General features: G+C 58.8%; 20 protein-coding genes. 11 read left to right on the forward strand and 9 right to left on the reverse strand.

Annotation, left to right across the window (positions count from 1 at the left end):
* Positions 1 to 23 precede the first annotated feature (23 nt).
* The 5 genes from abc-f (at position 24) to AC4ANK_RS28260 (ending at position 5,737) form a co-directional block, all read left to right on the forward strand.
* A complete protein-coding gene (gene abc-f, locus AC4ANK_RS28240; protein ID WP_460383847.1) occupies positions 24 to 1,934 on the forward strand; it encodes a ribosomal protection-like ABC-F family protein in 1,911 nt (636 codons plus the stop codon).
* Between the two features lie 16 nt (positions 1,935 to 1,950).
* Complete coding sequence (locus tag AC4ANK_RS28245) at positions 1,951 to 2,544, forward strand: mechanosensitive ion channel domain-containing protein (RefSeq protein WP_460383849.1); 594 nt, start codon at positions 1,951 to 1,953, stop codon at positions 2,542 to 2,544.
* A 67-nt stretch (positions 2,545 to 2,611) separates the two neighbouring features.
* A complete protein-coding gene (locus AC4ANK_RS28250) occupies positions 2,612 to 3,244 on the forward strand; it encodes a LysE family transporter (protein WP_002551362.1) in 633 nt (210 codons plus the stop codon).
* A gap of 161 nt (positions 3,245 to 3,405) precedes the next feature.
* On the forward strand, positions 3,406 to 5,295 hold the full coding sequence (locus AC4ANK_RS28255; protein WP_460383851.1) for an FTR1 family protein: 1,890 nt from the start codon (positions 3,406 to 3,408) through the stop codon (positions 5,293 to 5,295).
* A 214-nt stretch (positions 5,296 to 5,509) separates the two neighbouring features.
* Positions 5,510 to 5,737 (forward strand): hypothetical protein, encoded by a 228-nt coding sequence (locus tag AC4ANK_RS28260; protein ID WP_002551360.1) that lies wholly within the window; start codon positions 5,510 to 5,512, stop codon positions 5,735 to 5,737.
* Between the two features lie 87 nt (positions 5,738 to 5,824).
* On the opposite strand, the gene AC4ANK_RS28265 is transcribed toward AC4ANK_RS28260, so the two are convergent.
* Together AC4ANK_RS28265 and prlC are read right to left on the reverse strand one after the other, a co-directional pair.
* Positions 5,825 to 6,112, reverse strand: a complete 288-nt coding sequence (locus AC4ANK_RS28265) for a YheV family putative zinc ribbon protein (RefSeq protein WP_005732774.1) — start codon at positions 6,110 to 6,112, stop codon at positions 5,825 to 5,827.
* Positions 6,109 to 8,160 (reverse strand): oligopeptidase A, encoded by a 2,052-nt coding sequence (gene prlC / locus AC4ANK_RS28270; RefSeq protein WP_002551358.1) that lies wholly within the window; start codon positions 8,158 to 8,160, stop codon positions 6,109 to 6,111. Before prlC ends, AC4ANK_RS28265 begins: the two co-directional genes overlap by 4 nt.
* 111 nt (positions 8,161 to 8,271) lie before the next feature.
* Between prlC and AC4ANK_RS28275 the strand changes: the two genes are divergently transcribed.
* Positions 8,272 to 8,817, forward strand: coding sequence for a gamma carbonic anhydrase family protein (locus AC4ANK_RS28275; protein WP_002551357.1), 546 nt, complete (start codon positions 8,272 to 8,274; stop codon positions 8,815 to 8,817).
* Between the two features lie 140 nt (positions 8,818 to 8,957).
* On the opposite strand, the gene AC4ANK_RS28280 is transcribed toward AC4ANK_RS28275, so the two are convergent.
* Together AC4ANK_RS28280 and AC4ANK_RS28285 are read right to left on the reverse strand one after the other, a co-directional pair.
* Positions 8,958 to 10,013 (reverse strand): aminopeptidase, encoded by a 1,056-nt coding sequence (locus AC4ANK_RS28280; RefSeq protein WP_057425004.1) that lies wholly within the window; start codon positions 10,011 to 10,013, stop codon positions 8,958 to 8,960.
* A gap of 281 nt (positions 10,014 to 10,294) precedes the next feature.
* A complete protein-coding gene (locus tag AC4ANK_RS28285; RefSeq protein WP_031597693.1) occupies positions 10,295 to 11,773 on the reverse strand; it encodes a hypothetical protein in 1,479 nt (492 codons plus the stop codon).
* Positions 11,774 to 12,171: 398 nt separating this feature from the next.
* Here AC4ANK_RS28285 and AC4ANK_RS28290 point away from each other — a divergent pair, with 398 nt between their 5' ends.
* A complete protein-coding gene (locus tag AC4ANK_RS28290; protein WP_002551354.1) occupies positions 12,172 to 12,600 on the forward strand; it encodes a PA0061/PA0062 family lipoprotein in 429 nt (142 codons plus the stop codon).
* On the opposite strand, the gene AC4ANK_RS28295 is transcribed toward AC4ANK_RS28290, so the two are convergent.
* The gene (locus AC4ANK_RS28295) at positions 12,601 to 12,834 is read right to left on the reverse strand and encodes a DUF1161 domain-containing protein (protein WP_011167298.1); all 234 of its coding nucleotides are present in this window, start codon (positions 12,832 to 12,834) and stop codon (positions 12,601 to 12,603) included.
* 118 nt (positions 12,835 to 12,952) lie between these two features.
* Positions 12,953 to 13,384, reverse strand: coding sequence for an OsmC family protein (locus AC4ANK_RS28300; protein WP_002551353.1), 432 nt, complete (start codon positions 13,382 to 13,384; stop codon positions 12,953 to 12,955).
* Positions 13,385 to 13,596: 212 nt separating this feature from the next.
* On the opposite strand from AC4ANK_RS28300, the gene AC4ANK_RS28305 reads away from it, so the two are divergent.
* Positions 13,597 to 14,598 carry an LLM class flavin-dependent oxidoreductase gene (locus AC4ANK_RS28305; protein ID WP_002551352.1) on the forward strand — a complete coding sequence of 334 codons (1,002 nt, stop codon included), beginning with the start codon at positions 13,597 to 13,599 and terminating at the stop codon, positions 14,596 to 14,598.
* A 139-nt stretch (positions 14,599 to 14,737) separates the two neighbouring features.
* Here AC4ANK_RS28305 and AC4ANK_RS28310 read toward each other — a convergent pair whose 3' ends face one another.
* Positions 14,738 to 14,962 (reverse strand): DUF1161 domain-containing protein, encoded by a 225-nt coding sequence (locus AC4ANK_RS28310; protein WP_002551351.1) that lies wholly within the window; start codon positions 14,960 to 14,962, stop codon positions 14,738 to 14,740.
* 148 nt (positions 14,963 to 15,110) lie between these two features.
* Positions 15,111 to 15,326, reverse strand: a complete 216-nt coding sequence (locus tag AC4ANK_RS28315; protein ID WP_002551350.1) for a dodecin — start codon at positions 15,324 to 15,326, stop codon at positions 15,111 to 15,113.
* Between the two features lie 166 nt (positions 15,327 to 15,492).
* Between AC4ANK_RS28315 and AC4ANK_RS28320 the strand changes: the two genes are divergently transcribed.
* Entirely contained in the window at positions 15,493 to 15,819 is a 327-nt protein-coding gene (locus tag AC4ANK_RS28320; RefSeq protein ID WP_002551349.1) for an ElaB/YgaM/YqjD family protein, read from the forward strand.
* On the opposite strand, the gene AC4ANK_RS28325 is transcribed toward AC4ANK_RS28320, so the two are convergent.
* Positions 15,820 to 16,776 (reverse strand): LysR family transcriptional regulator, encoded by a 957-nt coding sequence (locus tag AC4ANK_RS28325; RefSeq protein ID WP_031597695.1) that lies wholly within the window; start codon positions 16,774 to 16,776, stop codon positions 15,820 to 15,822.
* A gap of 79 nt (positions 16,777 to 16,855) precedes the next feature.
* On the opposite strand from AC4ANK_RS28325, the gene trpB reads away from it, so the two are divergent.
* A complete protein-coding gene (gene trpB / locus AC4ANK_RS28330; protein WP_002551347.1) occupies positions 16,856 to 18,085 on the forward strand; it encodes a tryptophan synthase subunit beta in 1,230 nt (409 codons plus the stop codon).
* Positions 18,082 to 18,894 (forward strand): tryptophan synthase subunit alpha, encoded by an 813-nt coding sequence (gene trpA / locus AC4ANK_RS28335; protein ID WP_005732766.1) that lies wholly within the window; start codon positions 18,082 to 18,084, stop codon positions 18,892 to 18,894. The genes trpB and trpA overlap by 4 nt, the downstream gene beginning before the upstream one ends.
* The last annotated feature ends 110 nt before the right edge of the window (positions 18,895 to 19,004 follow it).

Genomic DNA, 19,004 nt, shown 5'->3' on the forward strand with positions numbered 1-19,004 from the left:
AGCTGGTAGACTCCGCCGCCATTATGATTCGACTTCAAAGCCTTACCTTACAGCGTGGTCCGCAACGTCTGCTAGAAGACGCCGAGCTGACCCTGCACGCCGGCCATAAAGCCGGCCTGATCGGTGCCAATGGCGCCGGTAAATCCAGCCTGTTCGCCTTGCTGCGTGGCGAGCTGACGCCCGACGCCGGTGACTGCCTGCTGCCCGCCGACTGGCGTATCGCGCATATGCGTCAGGAGGTCGACACCCTTGAGCGCCTGGGCGTGGACTACGTGCTCGACGGCGACGAGCGCCTGCGCGAGGTTCAGCATCTGCTGGCCGAAGCGGAAGCCGCGCAGGACGGCGCTGCTCAGGCGCGTCTGCATTCGGAGCTCGACAGCGCCGACGGTTATACCGCAGACGCGCGGGCGCGCAAGCTGCTGGCCGGGCTGGGTTTCACCAACGAACAGATGGAACGTCAGGTCGGCAGTTTCTCCGGCGGCTGGCGTATGCGCCTGAACCTCGCGCAGGCGCTGATGTGCCCGTCGGACCTGTTGCTGCTCGACGAACCGACCAACCACTTGGACCTCGACGCCATTCTATGGCTTGAAGACTGGCTCAAAAGCTACCCCGGCACCTTGCTGCTGATTTCTCACGACCGGGATTTTCTGGACGCTGTGGTCGATCACATCGCTCACGTCGAGCAACGCAAGATCACCCTCTATCGTGGCGGCTACAGCGCGTTCGAGCGCGCTCGTGCCGAACGTCTGGCCCAGCAGCAACAGGCCTACGAGAAGCAGCAGGCGCAACGCGCGCGCATGGAAAAGTACATCGCGCGCTTCAAGGCCCAGGCTACCAAGGCCCGTCAGGCACAAAGCCGGATCAAGGCGCTGGAGCGCATGGAAGAGCTGTCGGCCGCGCACGTCGACTCACCGTTCAACTTCGTTTTCCGCGAGTCCGACAAGATCTCCAGCCCGTTGCTGGATCTGTCAGACGCGCGTCTGGGTTACGGCGACAAGACCATCCTCGAGAAGGTCAAGCTGCAACTCACGCCGGGCGCGCGCATCGGCCTGCTGGGCCCCAACGGCGCGGGCAAGTCGACGTTGATCAAAAATCTGGCTGGCGAGCTTGAGCCGCAGAGCGGTCGACTGGTTCGAGGTGAAAACCTCACCGTCGGCTACTTCGCCCAGCATCAGCTTGACTCACTGGATGCGAAGGCCACGCCATTGCTGCACTTGCAGCGTCTGGCACCTACTGAACGTGAACAGACACTGCGCGACTTCCTCGGCGGCTTCGATTTCCGTGGCGCGCGCCTGGATGAGCCCGTGCTGAATTTCTCCGGTGGCGAGAAAGCCCGCTTGGCGCTGGCACTGATCGCCTGGGAAAAGCCCAACCTGTTGCTGCTCGATGAACCGACCAACCACCTCGATCTGGAGATGCGTCTGGCGCTGACCATGGCCTTGCAGGAGTTCGGTGGCGCGGTACTGGTGGTGTCTCACGATCGGCACTTGCTCAAGAGCACCACCGATGACTTCCTGCTGGTGGCTGACGGCCGCGTACAGGAGTTCGACGGCGATCTGGATGACTACACGCGCTGGCTGGCCGATTACCGCCTGCGCAACGCGCCGGTCAGCACCACGCCAGTCAACGCCGACAAGACTGACAAGAAAGCCCAACGTCAGCAGGCAGCGGCCTTGCGTCAGCAACTGGCGCCACACAAGCGTGAAGCCGACAAGCTGGAGCGTGACCTTGGGCTGGTGAATGAAAAACTCGCCAAGGTCGAGGAAGCGCTGGCGGACAGCACCAACTACGAGGCGGCCAACAAGGACAAACTGCGCGACCTGCTGGCCGAGCAGGCCAAGCTGAAAGTGCGTGAGTCCGAGCTGGAAGACGCCTGGATGCAAGCGCTGGAACTGCTGGAGTCCATGCAGGCCGAACTGGAAGCATTGTCGTGAGCGAGGCAGGGAAGTGATGGACATGTTGGGCCTGCCGGTATCCGCGTACTGGCTTGAACCGCTGCTGGTGGGTGCGCAGATTCTGCTGATCCTGTTGGCCGGTTACGTATTGCAACGCATCGTGGGCGGTTTTCTGACCGGTCTGGGCGAGCGTTATCCGTTGCCGCCAGAGCTGCTGGTGCCGGTGCGTGGCGGCTTGCGCTGGTTGATCATGGGCAGCGCGTTTGTTCTCGTCCTCGGCCGCCTCGGAGTTTCGGCCACGGTGCTGTGGACGGCACTGTCCGGCTTTGTAGCCGTCGCGGCGGTGGCGTTCTTCGCCATGTGGAGCGTGCTGTCGAACCTGCTCTGCGCCATTTTGATCTTCACCATCGGCCCGTTCCGCATCGGTGACATGGTCGAGCTGGTCGATACGCTGGACAAGCCCGGGGTAAAAGGTCGCGTGGTCGCTATCAATCTGATGTTCACCACCCTGATCAAGACCCCGGAAGCCGGTGGCGCGTTGGTTCAGGTGCCCAACAGCCAGTTCTTCCAGAAGTCGGTCCGGCGCTGGCGCGGCAGTGATCTGTTTCCACAGATGGTGGTTGCGAAGCAGCCTGACGAGCAGGATTAAAAATAGTTAGCCTTCCAAAGCGTTAACCACTAATTTATCGGGCATTCGACTTTGCTTGAGGTGTGTGATGGCGCTTGAAACGTGGCTGGGCTTCTTTGCAGCCTGCTGGATTATCAGCCTTTCCCCTGGCGCAGGCGCTATCGCCTCCATGTCCTGCGGCCTGCAATACGGTTTCCTGCGCGGCTACTGGAATGCCCTGGGGCTGCAAATTGCGTTGGTGGCGCAGATCGCGATTGTTGCTGCCGGGCTCGGCGCGGTATTGGCAGCTTCCGAGATGGCCTTCACGTTGATCAAGTGGTTCGGCGTGGCGTACCTGGTCTATCTGGGCATCAAGCAATGGCGCGCATTGCCTGCTGACCTTGGCGACGAGTCTGCCGTGCGCCCTGTCGGCAAACCGATGACGCTGGTGATCCGCGGTTTTCTGGTCAATATCAGCAACCCCAAGGCTCTGATCTTCATGCTGGCGATTTTGCCGCAATTCATCGAACCGGCTGCTCCACTGCTCATCCAGTACGCCATTATCGCGGCGACCATGGTCGTGGTCGATCTGATCGTGATGGCCGGCTACACCGGGCTGGCGTCGAAGGTGCTGCGCATGTTGAAGACACCTCGCCAGCAGCGTCGCCTGAATCGTACGTTTGCCAGTCTGTTCGTAGGGGCCGCGGGGTTTCTGGCCACGCTGCATCGCGGTACGGCGTAAATCTGCCAACCTCTTCAAGCCTTTGAACGGGCAAACGTCCTGTTCAAAGGTTATCTGAAAGCCGAATGTAAGATTCAGTAACAAAAATAGACCTCGACTCTTGAGTAGTGCTCTTGCGGCGTTAACAATGCACCGCATCGCACTCCTGTAGAGATTCTGCAATGCCCCTCCGTTCTCGTTTCCTTGCCTGGCTGCTGATACCGCTACTGGCGCTGTGCAGCGGCGTCACGCTGGCTGATCCTGTCGAGGGCGCAGCCCAGGCGTTGCATCTGCTGGATTATCTGGGTGCCGACTATCCGGCCACTGTGGCGGATGGCAAGGTCGTGAATAGCGCCGAGTATCAGCAGCAGGTCGACAACCTGGCGGCGCTGCAAAGCCTCGTCGTGGCCCTGCCGCAACGCGCTGACCTGGAACGGGCCGTGACGCAGCTGAAAAGCGCCGTAGCGGGTCGACAGGACGGTGTACAGGTTGCGCATCAGGCGCGGCAGTTAAGTGCGAAGCTCGCACTTGCCTACGAAGTCAGCCAGGCCCCGGCCATTACTCCGGACCCGGCCCGTGGTGCGCCCCTTTACGCTCAGCATTGCTCGGTCTGTCATGGCGATAGCGGCGCAGGTGATGGCCCGGCAGGCATCGGCCTGGAACCGCCTCCCTCGAACCTGCGTGACACGGCACGGCTGGATCGCCTGAGTCTTTATGATCTCTACAACGCGACCGGGCTGGGCATCGCCGGTACCGATATGCCCGCATTTGCCGACCAGCTGGACGACCGCCAGCGCTGGGACATCGCGACCTATATCGCCAGTTTCAGTGCACAACCGGTTGCCAACCCAGCCAAGACCTTCAACATCGCTGACCTGGCTCGTCAGACACCTGCCGAAGTTCAGGCAGCCGAGGGTGCGGATGCCAGCGCAACCTTCCGTGTCCAGCGCGCGCAGCCGCCACAGGTGCAGCGCGGCCCGGCGCAACTGCTGGATTACACCAGTGTAACGCTGGACAAAAGCCTGGCTGCCTACAAGGCCGGTGATCGCGAGCAGGCCTATGACTTGTCGGTGGCAGCGTATCTGGAAGGTTTCGAACTGGTCGAAAGCTCGCTGGATAACGTAGACGCCAATGTGCGCAAGGACACTGAAAAAAGCCTGATGGCTTACCGACAGTCCTTGCAGGACAGCCTGCCGCTGGCGCAGGTTGCCCAAAAGCTGGAAGCGGCCAAAGGCAAGCTCAAGGAATCGGCGGGGCTGTTGGGCAGCGATGGTCTGAGCCTGTCGCTGAGCTACGTTTCGGGCCTGTTGATTCTGCTGCGTGAAGGACTGGAAGCGATTCTGGTACTGGCGGCGATTCTGGCGTTTCTGCGCAATACCGGCCAGCAGTCTGCGGTGCGCAGCGTCAACATCGGCTGGGGTCTGGCTTTGCTGGCCGGGCTGGGCACCTGGGCGCTGGCGGCGTATGTCATCGACGTCAGCGGCGCACAGCGTGAATTGCTGGAAGGTGCCACCGCGCTGTTTGCCAGCGTAATGGTGCTCTGGCTTGGTGTGTGGATGCACGACCGTCGTCATGCCGCCGCATGGCAGGACTATGTCAAAAGCAGTCTGGTCGGCGGCGGTGGTCGTTTCGGCTTCGCGGTGCTGGCGTTCTTCTCGGTGTATCGCGAGCTGTTCGAAGTCATCCTGTTCTATGAAACCCTGTGGTTGCAGGCAGGACCCGCCGGGCACGATGCCGTGCTGGCGGGTGGTGCCACGGCGCTGGTGCTGCTCGTGGGCCTGGCATGGGTCATCCTGCGCGGTTCGGCGAAGCTGCCGCTGTCGCTGTTCTTCGGTATCAACGCTGCGCTGCTGTGCGCGCTGTCAGTGGTGTTTGCCGGTCACGGCGTCAAGGCGCTACAGGAAGCGGGCATATTCGGTACCAGGCCCGTGCCGTTCTTCGAGTTCGACTGGCTGGGTATCCACGCCGACCTGTACTCGCTGAGCGCACAGGCCATTGCCCTGATCGCCATTGCGGTGCTGTACGGCAGAAGCCGTCTGGCAGAGAAACGCAGGCTTCAGGCAGCAGGCTGAGACATCGGCTTCTTCATGGGCAAGCGGTGCGCGCCGCTTGCCTGCATGAACGAGTCGATACCGTTCCAGCCTGTTACTCGCGTGTTTTAACTTCCTGTACAAACAACCACCTGCCATTTCTGTCAGTAGACGCATTTTTAGTCGCGCCCTACTGTAGGGAAACACCAACTCGGCTGCCGGGTAATGGCGCATTTACCTGAGAACGAGGTGGGTGATGGCAAAGTATGAGATACGGTTGTGGGCTGAAGATATCGAGCAACATAACCATCCTGTAATAGCCATCCAGTTTTATGAGGACGACGACCTGCAAGAACAAGCCTGGGTCAGGCTGCACCCGCACGGAAATCACAAGATTTTCGGCGAGCTGGGCAGGGATGAGGAAGTGCTGACGGTTCTGGCGCTAGCCTTCAGGAAGAAGGTGGCTGAATTGGCCGATTGGTAATTTCTGTCGCTGATAACCTGAGGCGGCGAGCTATAAAAAAGGTTCGTTCAGACGAACGAACCTTTCATTTTGACCCGACCGATCACGTCACTCAGGATCCACCGGCTTCTTCAACTTCGGATTCGGAAAAAACTGCACACCCTGCACCTTCGGGTCTGCCGGTTTGACCACCACCTTGTTGACCCGTGTACCCAGCTCCTTCGGTATCGAAATACCTTGTTCGTTGAGCGTATCGCTGTAGCCGCAACCCACGCATTCGCGGTGCGGCACGTCGTTTTCGCTCCACATCATGAGCTTGTCAGGCTCGCTGCACGCCGGGCAAACAGCCCCGGCGATGAAGCGTTTCTTGGTAATGATTACCGGTGTATCGGTCATGCTGCCGCGTCCTCACTCAAGCCACTGTGACGCAAGAGTGCGTCAATCGACGGCTCGCGTCCGCGGAAGTCGACGAACAGCACCATCGGTGCCTGTGAACCGCCACGGGCCAGAATGGCTTCGCGGAAGGCGCGGCCGGTTTCGGCGTTGAGCACACCGTCTTCCTCGAATTTCGAGAACGCATCGGCAGACAGCACTTCGGCCCACTTGTAGCTGTAATAACCGGCGGCATAACCACCTGCGAAGATGTGCGCGAAGCTGTTCGGGAAACGGTTGTAAGCAGGCGGACGCATCACCGACACCTCGTCACGAATGCCTTCCAGCACCTCCAGCACGCTGCGGCCGTCGCCGTGGGTGGCGTGCAATTCAAAGTCGAACAGCGAGAACTCCAGCTGACGCACCATCATCAGGCCGGACTGGAAGTTCTTGGCGGCGAGCATTTTCTCCAGCAGGTCCTGCGGCAATGGCTCGCCGGTTTCGTAATGACCGGAGATCAGCGCCAGGCCTTCGGGCTCCCAGCACCAGTTTTCCATGAACTGGCTCGGCAACTCGACTGCGTCCCAGGCCACGCCGTTGATACCGGATACGCCGGCATGATCGATACGGGTCAGCAGATGATGCAGGCCATGACCGAATTCGTGGAACAGCGTGGTGACTTCATCGTGGGTCAGCAGCGCAGGCTTGCCCGCGACCGCAGGCGTGAAGTTGCACACCAGATTGGCCACCGGGCTTTGCAGTGTGCCTTCAGCCGTGCGACGGCGATCACGAGCGCCGTCCATCCAGGCACCGCCACGCTTGTTGGCGCGCGCATACAGATCGAAGAAGAAACGCCCGACGTGCTGGCCGTTTTCCTTGATCTCGAACAGACGAACATCCGGGTGCCAGGTGTCGAAGCCTTTTTGCTCGGCAATCTCGATGCCGTACAGACGCTGGACGATAGCGAACAGACCGCCGAGCACTTTATCGATGGGGAAGTAGGCACGCAGGATTTCCTGGGAAACGCTATAGCGCTGTTCGCGCAGCTTCTCGCCGTAGAAACCGCTGTCCCAGCTTTGCAGATCCGGGCAACCCTGTTCGGCGGCGTAGGCCTTGAGCTGCTCCAGGTCCTGGGCCGCGAACGGCTTGCTGCGCTTGGCCAGGTCACGCAGGAAGCTCAGCACCTGATCGCTGGACTCGGCCATCTTGGTTGCCAGGCTCAGCTCGGCAAAGTTCGCGTAGCCAAGCAGTTGCGCCAGTTCCTGACGCAGGTCGAGGATCTGCTCCATGACAGGGGTATTGTCGTTCTTGCCCGCATTCGGGCCTTGATCCGACGCGCGAGTGCAGTAAGCCGCATAGACTTCTTCACGCAGTGCGCGGTCTTCGGCGTAGGTCATCACCGCGTAGTAGCTCGGGAATTCCAGCGTGATCAGGTAGCCTTCCAGATCCTTGGCCTTGGCGGCGGCAGCCATCTGCTGTTTGGCAGAATCGGTCAGGCCGGCGAGGGCGGACTCATCGGCGACCAGCTTGGTCCAGGCCTGAGTGGCATCGAGCAACTGGTTGGAAAACTGGCTGCCCAGCTCCGACAGTTTGCTCTGCACTTCAGCGTAACGCTTCTGCTGTTCAGGCGGCAGATCGATGCCGGACAGGCGGAAATCGCGCAGCGATTGCTCCAGAATGGTCTTCTGACCGACGTCGAAGGTGGCGGCTTCAGGACCGTTGGCCAGCGCTTCATAGGCCTGAAACAGTGCGCGATTCTGGCCCATCTCGGTGGAGTAGGCGCTCAACGCCGGCAGGCACGACTCATACGCTTCGCGCAGCTCGGCGCTGTTGCACACGGCGTTCAGGTGGCTGACCGGGCTCCAGGCAGCGCCCAGGCGGTCATTCAATTCGTCCATCGTCAGGACCAGCCCGGCCCAGGTCGGTGTCGACCCCTGTTTGGCGAGGATGTCGGCAATCGCGGCACGGTTGTCCGCCAGGATTTTTTCAATAGCAGGTTTGACATGTTCGGCACGAATCGCCGAAAAGGGTGGCAGGTCGTACGATTGCAGAAGAGGGTTGTTCGCGCTCACGGTTTTGCACCTTGGCTGGAAGAAACACCCAGCCATCTTAATTACAATCGACGCCGACCGCAGCAACCAAACCCGCTCTGCACGCCTATCACTGCCAAAGAAGGAGCCTACGTGGCCATTCGCAAGTTTCAGGACCACACCCCAGCCCTCGGCGAACGGGCCTTTGTCGACCATTCAGCGGTGGTTATCGGCGATGTTGAAATCGGAGCCGACAGCTCCGTCTGGCCGCTGACGGTGATACGCGGCGACATGCACCGCATCCGCATCGGTGCCCGCACCAGTGTGCAGGACGGCAGCGTGCTGCACATCACCCACGCAGGCCCCTTCAACCCGGACGGTTTCCCGCTGCTGATCGGCGACGAAGTGACCATCGGCCACAAGGCCATGCTGCATGGCTGCACAATCGGCAACCGCATCCTGGTCGGCATGGGCACCACCATCATGGACGGCGCGGTTGTCGAAGACGAGGTCATCATCGGCGCAGGCAGCCTGGTGCCACCGGGCAAAGTGCTGGAAAGCGGGTTTCTGTACGTTGGTCGTCCGGTCAAACAGGTACGTGCATTAACCGACAAGGAAATCGCCTTTTTTCCGTACAGCGCCACTAACTACGTGAAGCTCAAGGATCAGCATCTGGCTGAGGGGTTTGATAAGGCCTGACTATCGTTCCTGCGCTCCAGCGTAGGAATGCATCCCGTGACGCTCTGCGTCACAAATCTGCACAGCGCCGCTCACTCGAGGCCGGACGCAGAGCGTCCAGAAAGGCATTACCACGCGGAGCGTAGTAACGATGATCGTACTCAGGGCATCAACCGCTGCAACGCCGCCTTGCGCGCCTCGACCGGCAGCCCTCCCAGCTTTTCCACGGCATTGAAAAACGCCACCCAATCGCCATTCACCTGCCTGAACAACGCTGCAAACGCTGGCACCCACTGATCATAAAGACCAAATGGCAGCAGCTTGGCGTTGTTCATAGGGCTGTTGATCCAGGCATCAAAACGCTTGTCGCCTGCCCATTGTTCATCGCGTAACTTGCGGTAGTCACTGCGCAACCGCTCGAACTCTTCAGCCTTGTGTGCGCGCATCACCTCAGCCGACAACGGCTGACGATACAACGCCTTGAGCCGCTCCCGAGTGTCGAGCACCAACCGGATAAACTGGTCACGCCGTGCGGACTGCGAAACACTCTCCGGCGGCAAACCCCGCGCCGCACGCCACTGCCGCGTACCTTCCTGTTCGACGAAGCTGGCGTAGGACTCGTTGAACTCGGTGTCGTCTTTCACATAAAACCGCTGATGCGCCAACTCATGAAAAATCAGCGTCGCCAAACGCTCATCTCCCCAGCCCATCATCGAACTGAGAATCGGGTCATTGAACCAGCCCAGTGTCGAATAGGCTTCCACACCGCTCAAATACACATCCTTGCCCGCCTGACGCTGCAACGCCGCCTCACCACGCGCCCCGCCAGGGCTGTAATAACCGCGATACGCGACACAGCCGGCAATCGGAAAACAATGCGTAACAGGCTCCAGCGAAAACTCGTCGGTGGCGAACACATTCCACACCACATAAGGACGTCCCAGATCCGCATACAGGCGATAGCTCTGGTTATCCGGCAGATGCAAATGCTCACTGGCAAACGTCCGTGCCAACTGTGAACGAGCCAGACGCTCACGCAACCCGGCATCCCGCTTCGGGTCTGCGACGATCTTCGCCACCGGTTCGCGAGCCTGCAGCAATTGCCACTGCCCTTGAGCCAACTGGCCGTAATAGGAAACGCTGGAGCAGCCGGCGAGCAGCGTAACGGCCATCAGTGAAAGGACGCGACAAAGGCGTGGGGCGGTCAGCGTGGACATGAGCGGGAGGGCTTTGGTGATTTGGACAGGGGGATGTTATGCCGGACGGGCAGGGAGATGTGCAACTGTCGAGATTCGCCGATTAAAAAGTGATTCGACAAAATCGAACCTTGCGCCGATAGCCGGGCGTCGCACGTGTGGCTTATGAAGCGCTTACGGCGAACGCTGGAACCGGAGGGCACAGCAGAGCCTGAAGAAAGTACGTCAGCCCGGGTGCACGCTCACCAGGAGAGTGCGCCCGGGCTGCCAGGTTAGGGGAGTGCTATCCGTGAATGGTCGGATCAGGACGTTGTTCTCGCCAGCCACGGGAATGTGGACCGGGGCAGGTAATAAACGTGGAGACTCCAGTTGCAGCCTCGATCATAGTTGCTTTCAACGTAGAAGGACCCTGATGTTTTCCCAATCATCGCACCGCTGGACTTCCAGTCGCCGTTGGTTTCACTGTTCCAGCCGTTTTGAATGTACCAGCCGGTAATAATAGCCCCCCCTTCAGACGGGTCGAACGGGAACGAGAAGGTGTGGCTTTGGTGGCCGATTGTCCAGTCAGCGCTGTAATGCTGACTGTCCTCCTGAATTGAAACATTGGTAAGTTCGGTGGATTTGATCCCGGCCGACGTCGAATAGACACCGCTCGCTGGCTCATTCGGCGGTGAGAGCGTCAGGCTCTGATAGAAAGAGAACAACGCGAGCGAAGGTTGAAGGCTTCTGGTCAGCTCAGAGACTTGCTGACTTAACTGACTTGCCGCGTCAGGCTCGTAAAGCAACGTTCCGATACGTGCGCTGTACTGATTCGTTAAGTATTGCTGCGTGTCCGCTACAGTATTGATGCCTTGAACGGGCGGGGTGAGGCTGTAGGGCTGGGTGGAGTAATAGCCCGGAATGGCCGACGTGAGTGACTCCAGTTCCTGCAACTGAAACGCGATGGTCTTGACCTTGGCAAAGTTATCGGGGTTTAGCGGTAACGTATTGGGAATGCGGTTATCGATCTGGGAATAATGAATCAGCCTGGCACGACGCGGAACAGGCTGCAGGTTTTCTGTAAACCACGTCAATAGAGTGGGAATGCTGTTAGCGTCAGCCCCGACAGGAGGCGCTTTTCCTGACGTCCCGTTCATGGTGACCGCCACCTTCACATGGACATCGCTTGAGCTTGCCAGCGACTCGAATTCCGCAGCCCCGGACGCGCTTAATATGTCTTTCTTACCGGCAACGGCTGCTTTGAAAGTCTGCAGTTCAGTAGTCGTCGTTGTGCTGCACGTATAAGTAGCCACGAAGCGCGAGCCGAATTTCGCGGTGGCAACGAAGTAATCGCCATACGTGTCCCGAAAGCCAGCCGGGTTCGAGCTTGCCAACTCACTGGCCTGAGGGGTGAAGGCTGGCGCTGGACTCAGCGAGGCATAATCCGCGTCCGTCACGTCATAGAAAGCCAATATCGTCAACGAGGTTTCAGAGTACGTGACATTGGACAAATATGACGCGGATGCCGATGCACTGGCAGCACCTACATTGTATTCGCCCTGAGCTTCCGCTTTGAAAAGTCGGCTATAGTCGTCAGCGGTCGCAATCACTTCGTACTTCTGAACGGTATTTTTAGCCCTACCAGGTTCTGGTGTAATGGGGCTAACTGCTTGTACAGCAAACGCACCGCTTTCGGCATTGATTCCCAAGCCGAAAGAATAGTCATTCCATGGCTGATCATTCAAAGTTCCCGCCAGATTGGTAACTAGCGACTCGCTTTTTTCACCCCGTTTACTCCACATTTTTCACATCCCTAATGTTTTTTTGATTGAGACAGTTTCTGCCATCAACAAAAGCTGTCTATTCCTTGACACATGCTTTGAGGTAACAAGGCACTTAATAAAAATGCACAATCGACAATCAGGAATCAAGAAAATTTTATAGGGCCTCAATAAAATTATTCTATCAATTGATTGTAGAAATCAAAATTCGCGACTGACTATTCAAGCGGGCTTATATAGCTGCACGCAAAGGTGCCAACGCATGAAGCTGATTCACACGCACTTTGAAATGCCATCTTTGTGTGCGAGCTTGCTCGCGAACGCTGATTTTCAGTCGAAGTATCTTAAGATGCCTGTCACGCTTATGGCAGGGCAGGCCTGCCGCCTTAAATCAACTCACACATCCCGGAACCGCCAAAATGCGCATCACAGCCCCGATAACCGCATTAGCCCTGACAGCTCTCTCCGGATGTGCAGGTCCCTTGCCTGCGGTCAGCCCGGACATGGCGTGGGTCGACATGCGCACCATCACCGGCCAGTTGATCATGGGCGACAAGCTGGATGGCGAGAACACCTACGACGGGCGCTATTTTCAGGTGACGCCGGGCAGCCATGAGTTACAGGTGCGTTATGACTATGAGTACCGGTCGGGCGGCATGGGGATGATCGGCGACGAGTACACCGAGATCACGTGTTACGTCAGTGTTCGTTACGACCACTTCGCTGCCGGGCAGCGTTATGTGCTGGAGGTACGCTCACTGGCGAACAGTGTCGACGCCTGGCTTTACGATGCAGAGCGCAAGGTGGTGGCCGAGGAGGAAGAAGAGGGCGGGGTGCACTGCATCTGATCAGCGACCGTTGAGCTGGTAGATGATTTTTTTCGTACCGTTGTCGCAGCTGCCGACGATCATGCTGGGATCGGAAGCCTCTTCGTTGCTAACAATTTCCAGCGTGTAGGACGTGACGTTGTTGGCCTGGATCTTGGCTTCGATTTCATCCTTGAGTTCTTCACAGGATTTCGGCGCCGCCAGGGCGCTGGTTGCCAGCAGGGTGCAGGTTACTGCCAGAATAAAACGTTTCATGCTCGACTCCTGATCAAAATCAAACCATGCGCCAATGAACGCATGACCGATGAAGCAAGTCAGCTTTATACAGGAGATGAAGGAGCGCACAAGGCGCTCCCGCAAAGCTCGCTGTGGATCAGCTCAACAACGTAGCATCCAGAGTGATCTTGGCGTTCAGCACCTTGGAAACCGGGCAGCCTTCTTTGGCTTGCTTGGTCAGTTCGTCGAACTTCTCCTGCGTTGCGCCTGGCACTTTGGCCTTTAGGGTCAAATGCACAGCGCTGATTTCAAAACCGCCTTCAATCTGGTTAAGCGTCACGTCAGCCTGAGTGTCGATGCTCTCAGCAGTAAGGCCTGCACCGCCCAGAATCATGGACAATGCCATCGAGAAGCAGCCTGCGTGGGCCGCGCCGATCAATTCTTCAGGGTTGGTGCCTTTACCGCCTTCAAAACGAGCCTTGAAGCCGTAAGGCGCTTCTTTCAACACGCCGGTTTCCGTGGAAATGCTGCCGATACCGTTTTTCAGATCACCTTCCCAGTGGGCGGATGCTTTCTTGACGATGCTCATGGTGGCTCCTTCTTGGGATGAATTTGGATCAATGCTGTTACAAGGTTCTGAGGATAGACGGCTCTGGAAAGTTCAACCGTCGGAAAGACCAAGCGTTTAAGTAGGTTTTTATCCGCCTGCCATTGAAAAGCCAGACTTGCGCCCGCACTGCTGTTTCATCGTGGGCAGCTCTAGCAGCCAGCCCATCACAATTCGAGGAGCCACCCCGGCCTATGAAACGTCTGGCAGATGTAAAAATTTCCACCCTTGATCTGGTGCCGGTGCGCCACGACAAAGGGCCCGCCGATTCCCTGCGCAACTCGCTCAACCTTGCCCAGCATGTTGAAAAGCTGGGTTACAACCGCTTCTGGGTGGCCGAGCACCACAACATGGACGGCATCGCCAGTTCAGCGACCTCGGTGCTGCTCGCCTACCTGGCAGGCGGCACGTCGACCATTCGTGTCGGGGCTGGTGGGATCATGCTGCCCAACCATGCACCACTGGTGGTTGCCGAGCAGTTCGGCACGCTGGCCAGCCTGTATCCCGGTCGGATTGATCTGGGGCTGGGTCGCGCGCCGGGTTCCGATCAGATGACCGCTCGCGCCTTGCGCCGCGAACGCTCCGGCAGCGCCGAAGATTTTCCGGATGACGTCACCGAGCTGATGGAATATCTGGGGCCGCGTACGCCTGATCAAAAAGTGATCGCTGTTCCTGGCTCAGACACCAACGTGCCGATCTGGCTACTGGGCTCGAGCCTGTTCAGTGCTCAACTGGCAGGCATGCGCGGTTTGCCATATGCCTTCGCGTCGCATTTTGCGCCGCGTTACATGCATGAGGCGATTCGCGTGTACCGCAATCACTTCCAGCCATCGGCCGTGCTCGACAAACCCTACGTGATGCTCGGCGTTCCGCTGTCGGCAGCCGATACCGACGAACAGGCCGAATACCTCGCGACATCTGTTTACCAGCGCATCCTGGCGCTGATGCGCGGGCACAGTCTGATGCAGCGCCCGCCAGTCGAGTCCATGGACGGCCTGTGGCTGCCGCACGAGCGTGAAGCGGTGGCAAGCTTCCTGGGGCTGGCGATGGTGGGTGGCCCGGACAAGATCCGCGCCAAACTGGATGTGCTGCTTGAACAGACCGATGCCGATGAACTGATCTTCACGTGCGACATGTATGAGCACGAGGACAGGCTGCGGTCCTACGAGATTCTGGCGCAGGTCGCACAAGGCTGATAGCAACCTTTCGGGTCACAACGCGGGCTTCAAAAACAGCATCGCCCCGGACTGGATGACAGCCCGGGGCGATGCTGTTCGTGAAACCTGCAAACGGGATTAGCCGGGCGAACCGACCTGAGTCAGGCCCGGCTGGCAATCAACCGCGCTGGTAAACGACTTCCTTGGTGCCGCCTTCGCAGGTGCCGACGACTTGCTTGTCGGACGCGCTGCCTTTCTCGACCACTTCCAGCGTGTAGGACGTTACGCCCTTCGCCTGGAGTCTGGCGTCGATTTCACTTTTCAACTCTTCACATGGCTTGCCTGCCGCGAGGGCAGTGCCTGCAATGCTCAGCAAGCCTACAGCCAACAAAAACTTCTTCATGGGTAATCCCTCTCGTCCGGCCAAATGAAGACGCCATCGGAACAGGCGCCCATTGAAAACCCCCACGCCCACACATCAACCGTGTGGCCATATCTGAGTGTGTAGCGCAGGTTATGGCAATCGGCCAGCCGAAAGGTTCAGAAGGGCATCAGCTATTGGTAATGCGGAAGCCGACTTTCAAGGTGACCTGGAAATGCGCGACTTTGCCGTTTTCGATATGGCCGCGGGTTTCGGTCACTTCAAACCATTCCATCAGGTCGAGGCTTTTGCTGGCTTCGGCCAGGGCGTTGTTGATGGCGTCTTCGATAGTGGTAGTGGAAGAGCCTACGATTTCAACTTTTTTGTACGTGTGATGATCGGTCATGGCAGTTCTCCTGAAGGTCTGGAAAAGACGCGATATAGACCGCGCTCCCTGCTTCTGTCAGGAGAACGCGCGCAAAAGTTCAGCGCTTTGCAAAAATCCCATCGCACTTTCCAAAAAGCCCGGAGTCGGAAACAACACGCCCACTCATCATTGCAGGAGAAACACCATGGCTACTACGTCACTTCGCAAAGCCTCGTTGCAGAGTATGGAAGCTGAGATCGAGAGCCTCCTGAAGTCCCTCGAGGGCCTGAAAGCCGACGCTACCGACGAGTCGCGCAAGACACTGAAAAATCTGAAAGCCAACGCTGAAAGCGCACTGAGCCATTCGCGCAGCCTGCTCAGCGATGTCTACGAAGACGTTAAAGAGAAAACCCGCGAAAATGCACTGGCAACTCGTGACTATGCTCAGGAGCACCCTTGGACCACCGCTGGTGTTGCGGTAGGTGCCATTGGCCTGATCACTGCCTACATGCTGTTCAAGCGCGGTAACTGATCAGATTCTGATCGGGTCCTCAGACCGCTTCAGCTCATTTTTCAACCACTGAGCAAGCTGTCGCGCCCGTCCATCGGCCGCACGTCTGGGTACCCAAAGCGCCAGCTGCGCCGGGGTTTCGCTGAAACCCCATGGCGCAGCCAGGCGACCGGCTTTAAGGTCATCGATGACCAAAGGCTCCGGCGCAATCGCAATGCCCAGGCCCGCCACAGCCGCCTCCAGCAAATAATACAAATGCTCGAAACCCTGCCCGTAACGCAATGACTGCGGATCGATGCCGTTCTGCTGCGCCCAGCTCGGCCAGGCTTGCGGACGTGAGGTGGTTTGCAACAGTGATTCTTTGAGCAGCGCTGCGGCGGGTGCATCGCGCAGACTTTCGAATCGCGCGAAGCGTGGGCTCAAGACCGGCCCTATTCGTTCGCTCGCCAGTTCGAATACCTGCATGTCTGCAGGCCACGGCGGCTCGGCGAATACCAGCAATGCATCCAGGCCGGGCCGGCGCGGATCAAGGTCGCCTTCACCTGCCGACAGGTGCAGGCGCAGGTCTGGCAACTCGGCATTAAGACGGCTCAAACGCGGTATGAACCAGCGCGCCAGCAGGCTGCCGGAACATCCCAACACGAATGGCGCGTCTGCGCTGCCCTTGCTCAGTTCGACACATACGCCGCGCAATCGATCGAATGCTTCGCCACTCACATCGCGTAACCGAATGCCTGCATCTGTGAGTTTCAAGGCTCGTCCGTCCTTGCTGAACAGGCTTACACCCAAGTGCTCTTCAAGCACTTTCAATTGGCGACTGACAGCACCGTGCGTCACGTTCAGCTGTTCGGCGGCCTGACTGACGCTGCCAAGTCGGGCGGTGCTTTCGAAGGCACGCAGGGCGTTGAGGGGAGGAAGGTCGCGGCTCATGATCTGTGAGTTTTCCTGACAGGTTGCAGCGATCTTATCGGTTTTCATCGAGCCGTGCGCTGGTTAAAGTGGACCCATTGCCGATCCGGCTCAATTCATTCGCCCAATACTGCAACTGGAGCACTTCATGACCCAGACCAACTTCCGCAGCGGCCCCGACGCCAACGGCCTGTTCGGCTCATTCGGCGGCCGCTACGTGGCTGAAACCCTGATGCCGCTGGTGCTAGACCTCAACCGCGAGTACGAAGCCGCCAAGGCCGACCCGGAGTTCGCCAAGGAAATGGCCTACTTCCAGCGCGATTACGTGGGCCGTCCAAACCCGCTGTACTTCGCCGAGCGCCTGACCGAATTCTGTGGCGGCGCGAAGATCTACTTCAAGCGCGAAGAGCTGAACCACACCGGCGCGCACAAGATCAACAACTGCATCGGCCAGGTATTGCTGGCCAAGCGCATGGGCAAAAAACGCCTGATTGCGGAAACCGGCGCGGGCATGCACGGCGTTGCTACCGCTACCGTCGCGGCGCGCTTTGGCTTGCCTTGCGTGATCTACATGGGCGCGACCGACATCGAGCGTCAGCAGGCCAACGTGTTCCGCATGAAGCTGCTGGGCGCTGAAATCGTACCAGTCACTTCCGGCACCGGCACCCTGAAAGATGCGATGAACGAAGCCCTGCGTGACTGGGTGACCAACGTCGATGACACCTTCTACCTGATCGGCACTGTGGCAGGTCCGCATCCGTATCCGGCAATGGTGCGTGATTTCCAGGCCATCATCGGCAAGGAAACCAAAGAGCAGATGCAGGAGAAGGAAGGTCGTCTGCCGGACAGCCTGATCGCCTGCGTGGGCGGCGGCTCCAACGCCATGGGCCTGTTCCATCCGTTCCTCGATGACGCCAGCGTAGAAATCATCGGCGTTGAAGCGGGCGGTCACGGCGTGGATACCGACAAGCACGCGGCCAGCCTCAATGGCGGCGTACCGGGCGTGCTGCACGGCAACCGTACCTACCTGCTCCAGGATGGCGACGGGCAGATCACTGACGCGCATTCGATCTCTGCTGGCCTGGACTATCCGGGTATCGGCCCTGAGCACGCCTTCCTGCACGAAGTGAAACGCGTCGAGTACGTCAGCATCACCGATGACGAAGCGCTGGATGCCTTCCATCAATGCTGCCTGCTCGAAGGCATCATCCCGGCACTGGAAACCGCTCACGCACTGGCCGAAGCCATGAAGCGGGCAACCAACCTGCGCGACGACCACCTGATGGTCGTGTGCCTTTCCGGGCGCGGTGACAAAGACATGCAAACCGTCATGAACCATATGGCAGCCGCCGAAAAAACTCAGGAGAAGCTGGTATGAGCCGTCTCGAACAACGTTTCGCCCAGCTGAAAACCGAAGGTCGTGCGGCGCTGGTCACTTTCATCACCGCCGGCGACCCAGGCTACGACACCTCGCTGCAAGTCCTGAAGGGCCTGCCTGCTGCGGGTGCTGACGTGATCGAGTTGGGCATGCCGTTCACTGATCCGATGGCAGACGGTGTGGCGATTCAGCTCGCTACGCTACGCGCTCTGGACGCGGGCCAGACCCTGCAGAAAACCCTGCAGATGGTCAGCGAATTCCGTGTGAACGATCAGACCACGCCGATTGTGCTGATGGGTTACTACAACCCGATCCACCGCTTTGGCGTCGAAGCCTTCGTGGCGCAGGCAAAAGAAGCGGGCGTCGACGGTCTGATCATCGTTGACCTGCCTCCTGAGCACGACGCCGAACTGGCAACGCCTGCACAGGCATCCGGTATCGACTTCATCCGCCTGACCACGCCAACCACCGACGATGCGCGCTTGCCGCGTGTGTTGGAGCGCAGCTCCGGGTTTGTCTACTACGTGTCGGTTGCCGGTGTAACTGGTGCTGGCTCGGCGACCACCGAGCACGTTACTGAAGCCATCGCACGCCTGCGTCGCCACACCAGCCTGCCGATCAGCGTCGGTTTCGGTATCCGCACACCCGAGCAGGCAGCGGCCATTGCTCGCCTGGCAGACGGCGTTGTAGTGGGCTCGGCGTTCGTCGATAAGATCGCCACTGCCGAGTCGCCTGAAAAGGCAATCGATGGCGTGTTGACTCTGTGCGCCGCATTGGCCGAAGGTGTACGTAACGCACGCATCGGCTGAGGGTAAAGTTTCTGATACAAAGGAATCAAAGCGCTATCAGCGGTTCTATGTAGCACGACACAAGGGGTTCATGACCAATGTCATGAACCCCTTTTTGCTGCATTGAGTGA

The sequence above is a fragment of the Pseudomonas sp. Pmew2 genome (assembly GCF_058129885.1).

Excerpts from the sequence above, each read along its gene's own strand:
- AC4ANK_RS28295 (WP_011167298.1), bottom strand. The coding sequence starts at position 12,834 with ATGAAACGTTTTATTCTGGCAGTAACCTGCACCCTGCTGGCAACCAGC.
- AC4ANK_RS28300 (WP_002551353.1), bottom strand. The coding sequence starts at position 13,384 with ATGAGCATCGTCAAGAAAGCATCCGCCCACTGGGAAGGTGATCTGAAA.
- AC4ANK_RS28310 (WP_002551351.1), bottom strand. The coding sequence starts at position 14,962 with ATGAAGAAGTTTTTGTTGGCTGTAGGCTTGCTGAGCATTGCAGGCACT.
- trpA (WP_005732766.1), top strand. The coding sequence starts at position 18,082 with ATGAGCCGTCTCGAACAACGTTTCGCCCAGCTGAAAACCGAAGGTCGT.
- AC4ANK_RS28280 (WP_057425004.1), bottom strand. The coding sequence starts at position 10,013 with ATGTCCACGCTGACCGCCCCACGCCTTTGTCGCGTCCTTTCACTGATG.
- AC4ANK_RS28315 (WP_002551350.1), bottom strand. The coding sequence starts at position 15,326 with ATGACCGATCATCACACGTACAAAAAAGTTGAAATCGTAGGCTCTTCC.
- AC4ANK_RS28260 (WP_002551360.1), top strand. The coding sequence starts at position 5,510 with ATGGCAAAGTATGAGATACGGTTGTGGGCTGAAGATATCGAGCAACAT.
- AC4ANK_RS28290 (WP_002551354.1), top strand. The coding sequence starts at position 12,172 with ATGCGCATCACAGCCCCGATAACCGCATTAGCCCTGACAGCTCTCTCC.
- AC4ANK_RS28325 (WP_031597695.1), bottom strand. The coding sequence starts at position 16,776 with ATGAAAACCGATAAGATCGCTGCAACCTGTCAGGAAAACTCACAGATC.
- trpB (WP_002551347.1), top strand. The coding sequence starts at position 16,856 with ATGACCCAGACCAACTTCCGCAGCGGCCCCGACGCCAACGGCCTGTTC.
- AC4ANK_RS28245 (WP_460383849.1), top strand. The coding sequence starts at position 1,951 with ATGGACATGTTGGGCCTGCCGGTATCCGCGTACTGGCTTGAACCGCTG.
- AC4ANK_RS28305 (WP_002551352.1), top strand. The coding sequence starts at position 13,597 with ATGAAACGTCTGGCAGATGTAAAAATTTCCACCCTTGATCTGGTGCCG.
- AC4ANK_RS28265 (WP_005732774.1), bottom strand. The coding sequence starts at position 6,112 with ATGACCGATACACCGGTAATCATTACCAAGAAACGCTTCATCGCCGGG.
- AC4ANK_RS28250 (WP_002551362.1), top strand. The coding sequence starts at position 2,612 with ATGGCGCTTGAAACGTGGCTGGGCTTCTTTGCAGCCTGCTGGATTATC.
- AC4ANK_RS28285 (WP_031597693.1), bottom strand. The coding sequence starts at position 11,773 with ATGTGGAGTAAACGGGGTGAAAAAAGCGAGTCGCTAGTTACCAATCTG.
- AC4ANK_RS28320 (WP_002551349.1), top strand. The coding sequence starts at position 15,493 with ATGGCTACTACGTCACTTCGCAAAGCCTCGTTGCAGAGTATGGAAGCT.
- abc-f (WP_460383847.1), top strand. The coding sequence starts at position 24 with ATGATTCGACTTCAAAGCCTTACCTTACAGCGTGGTCCGCAACGTCTG.
- AC4ANK_RS28255 (WP_460383851.1), top strand. The coding sequence starts at position 3,406 with ATGCCCCTCCGTTCTCGTTTCCTTGCCTGGCTGCTGATACCGCTACTG.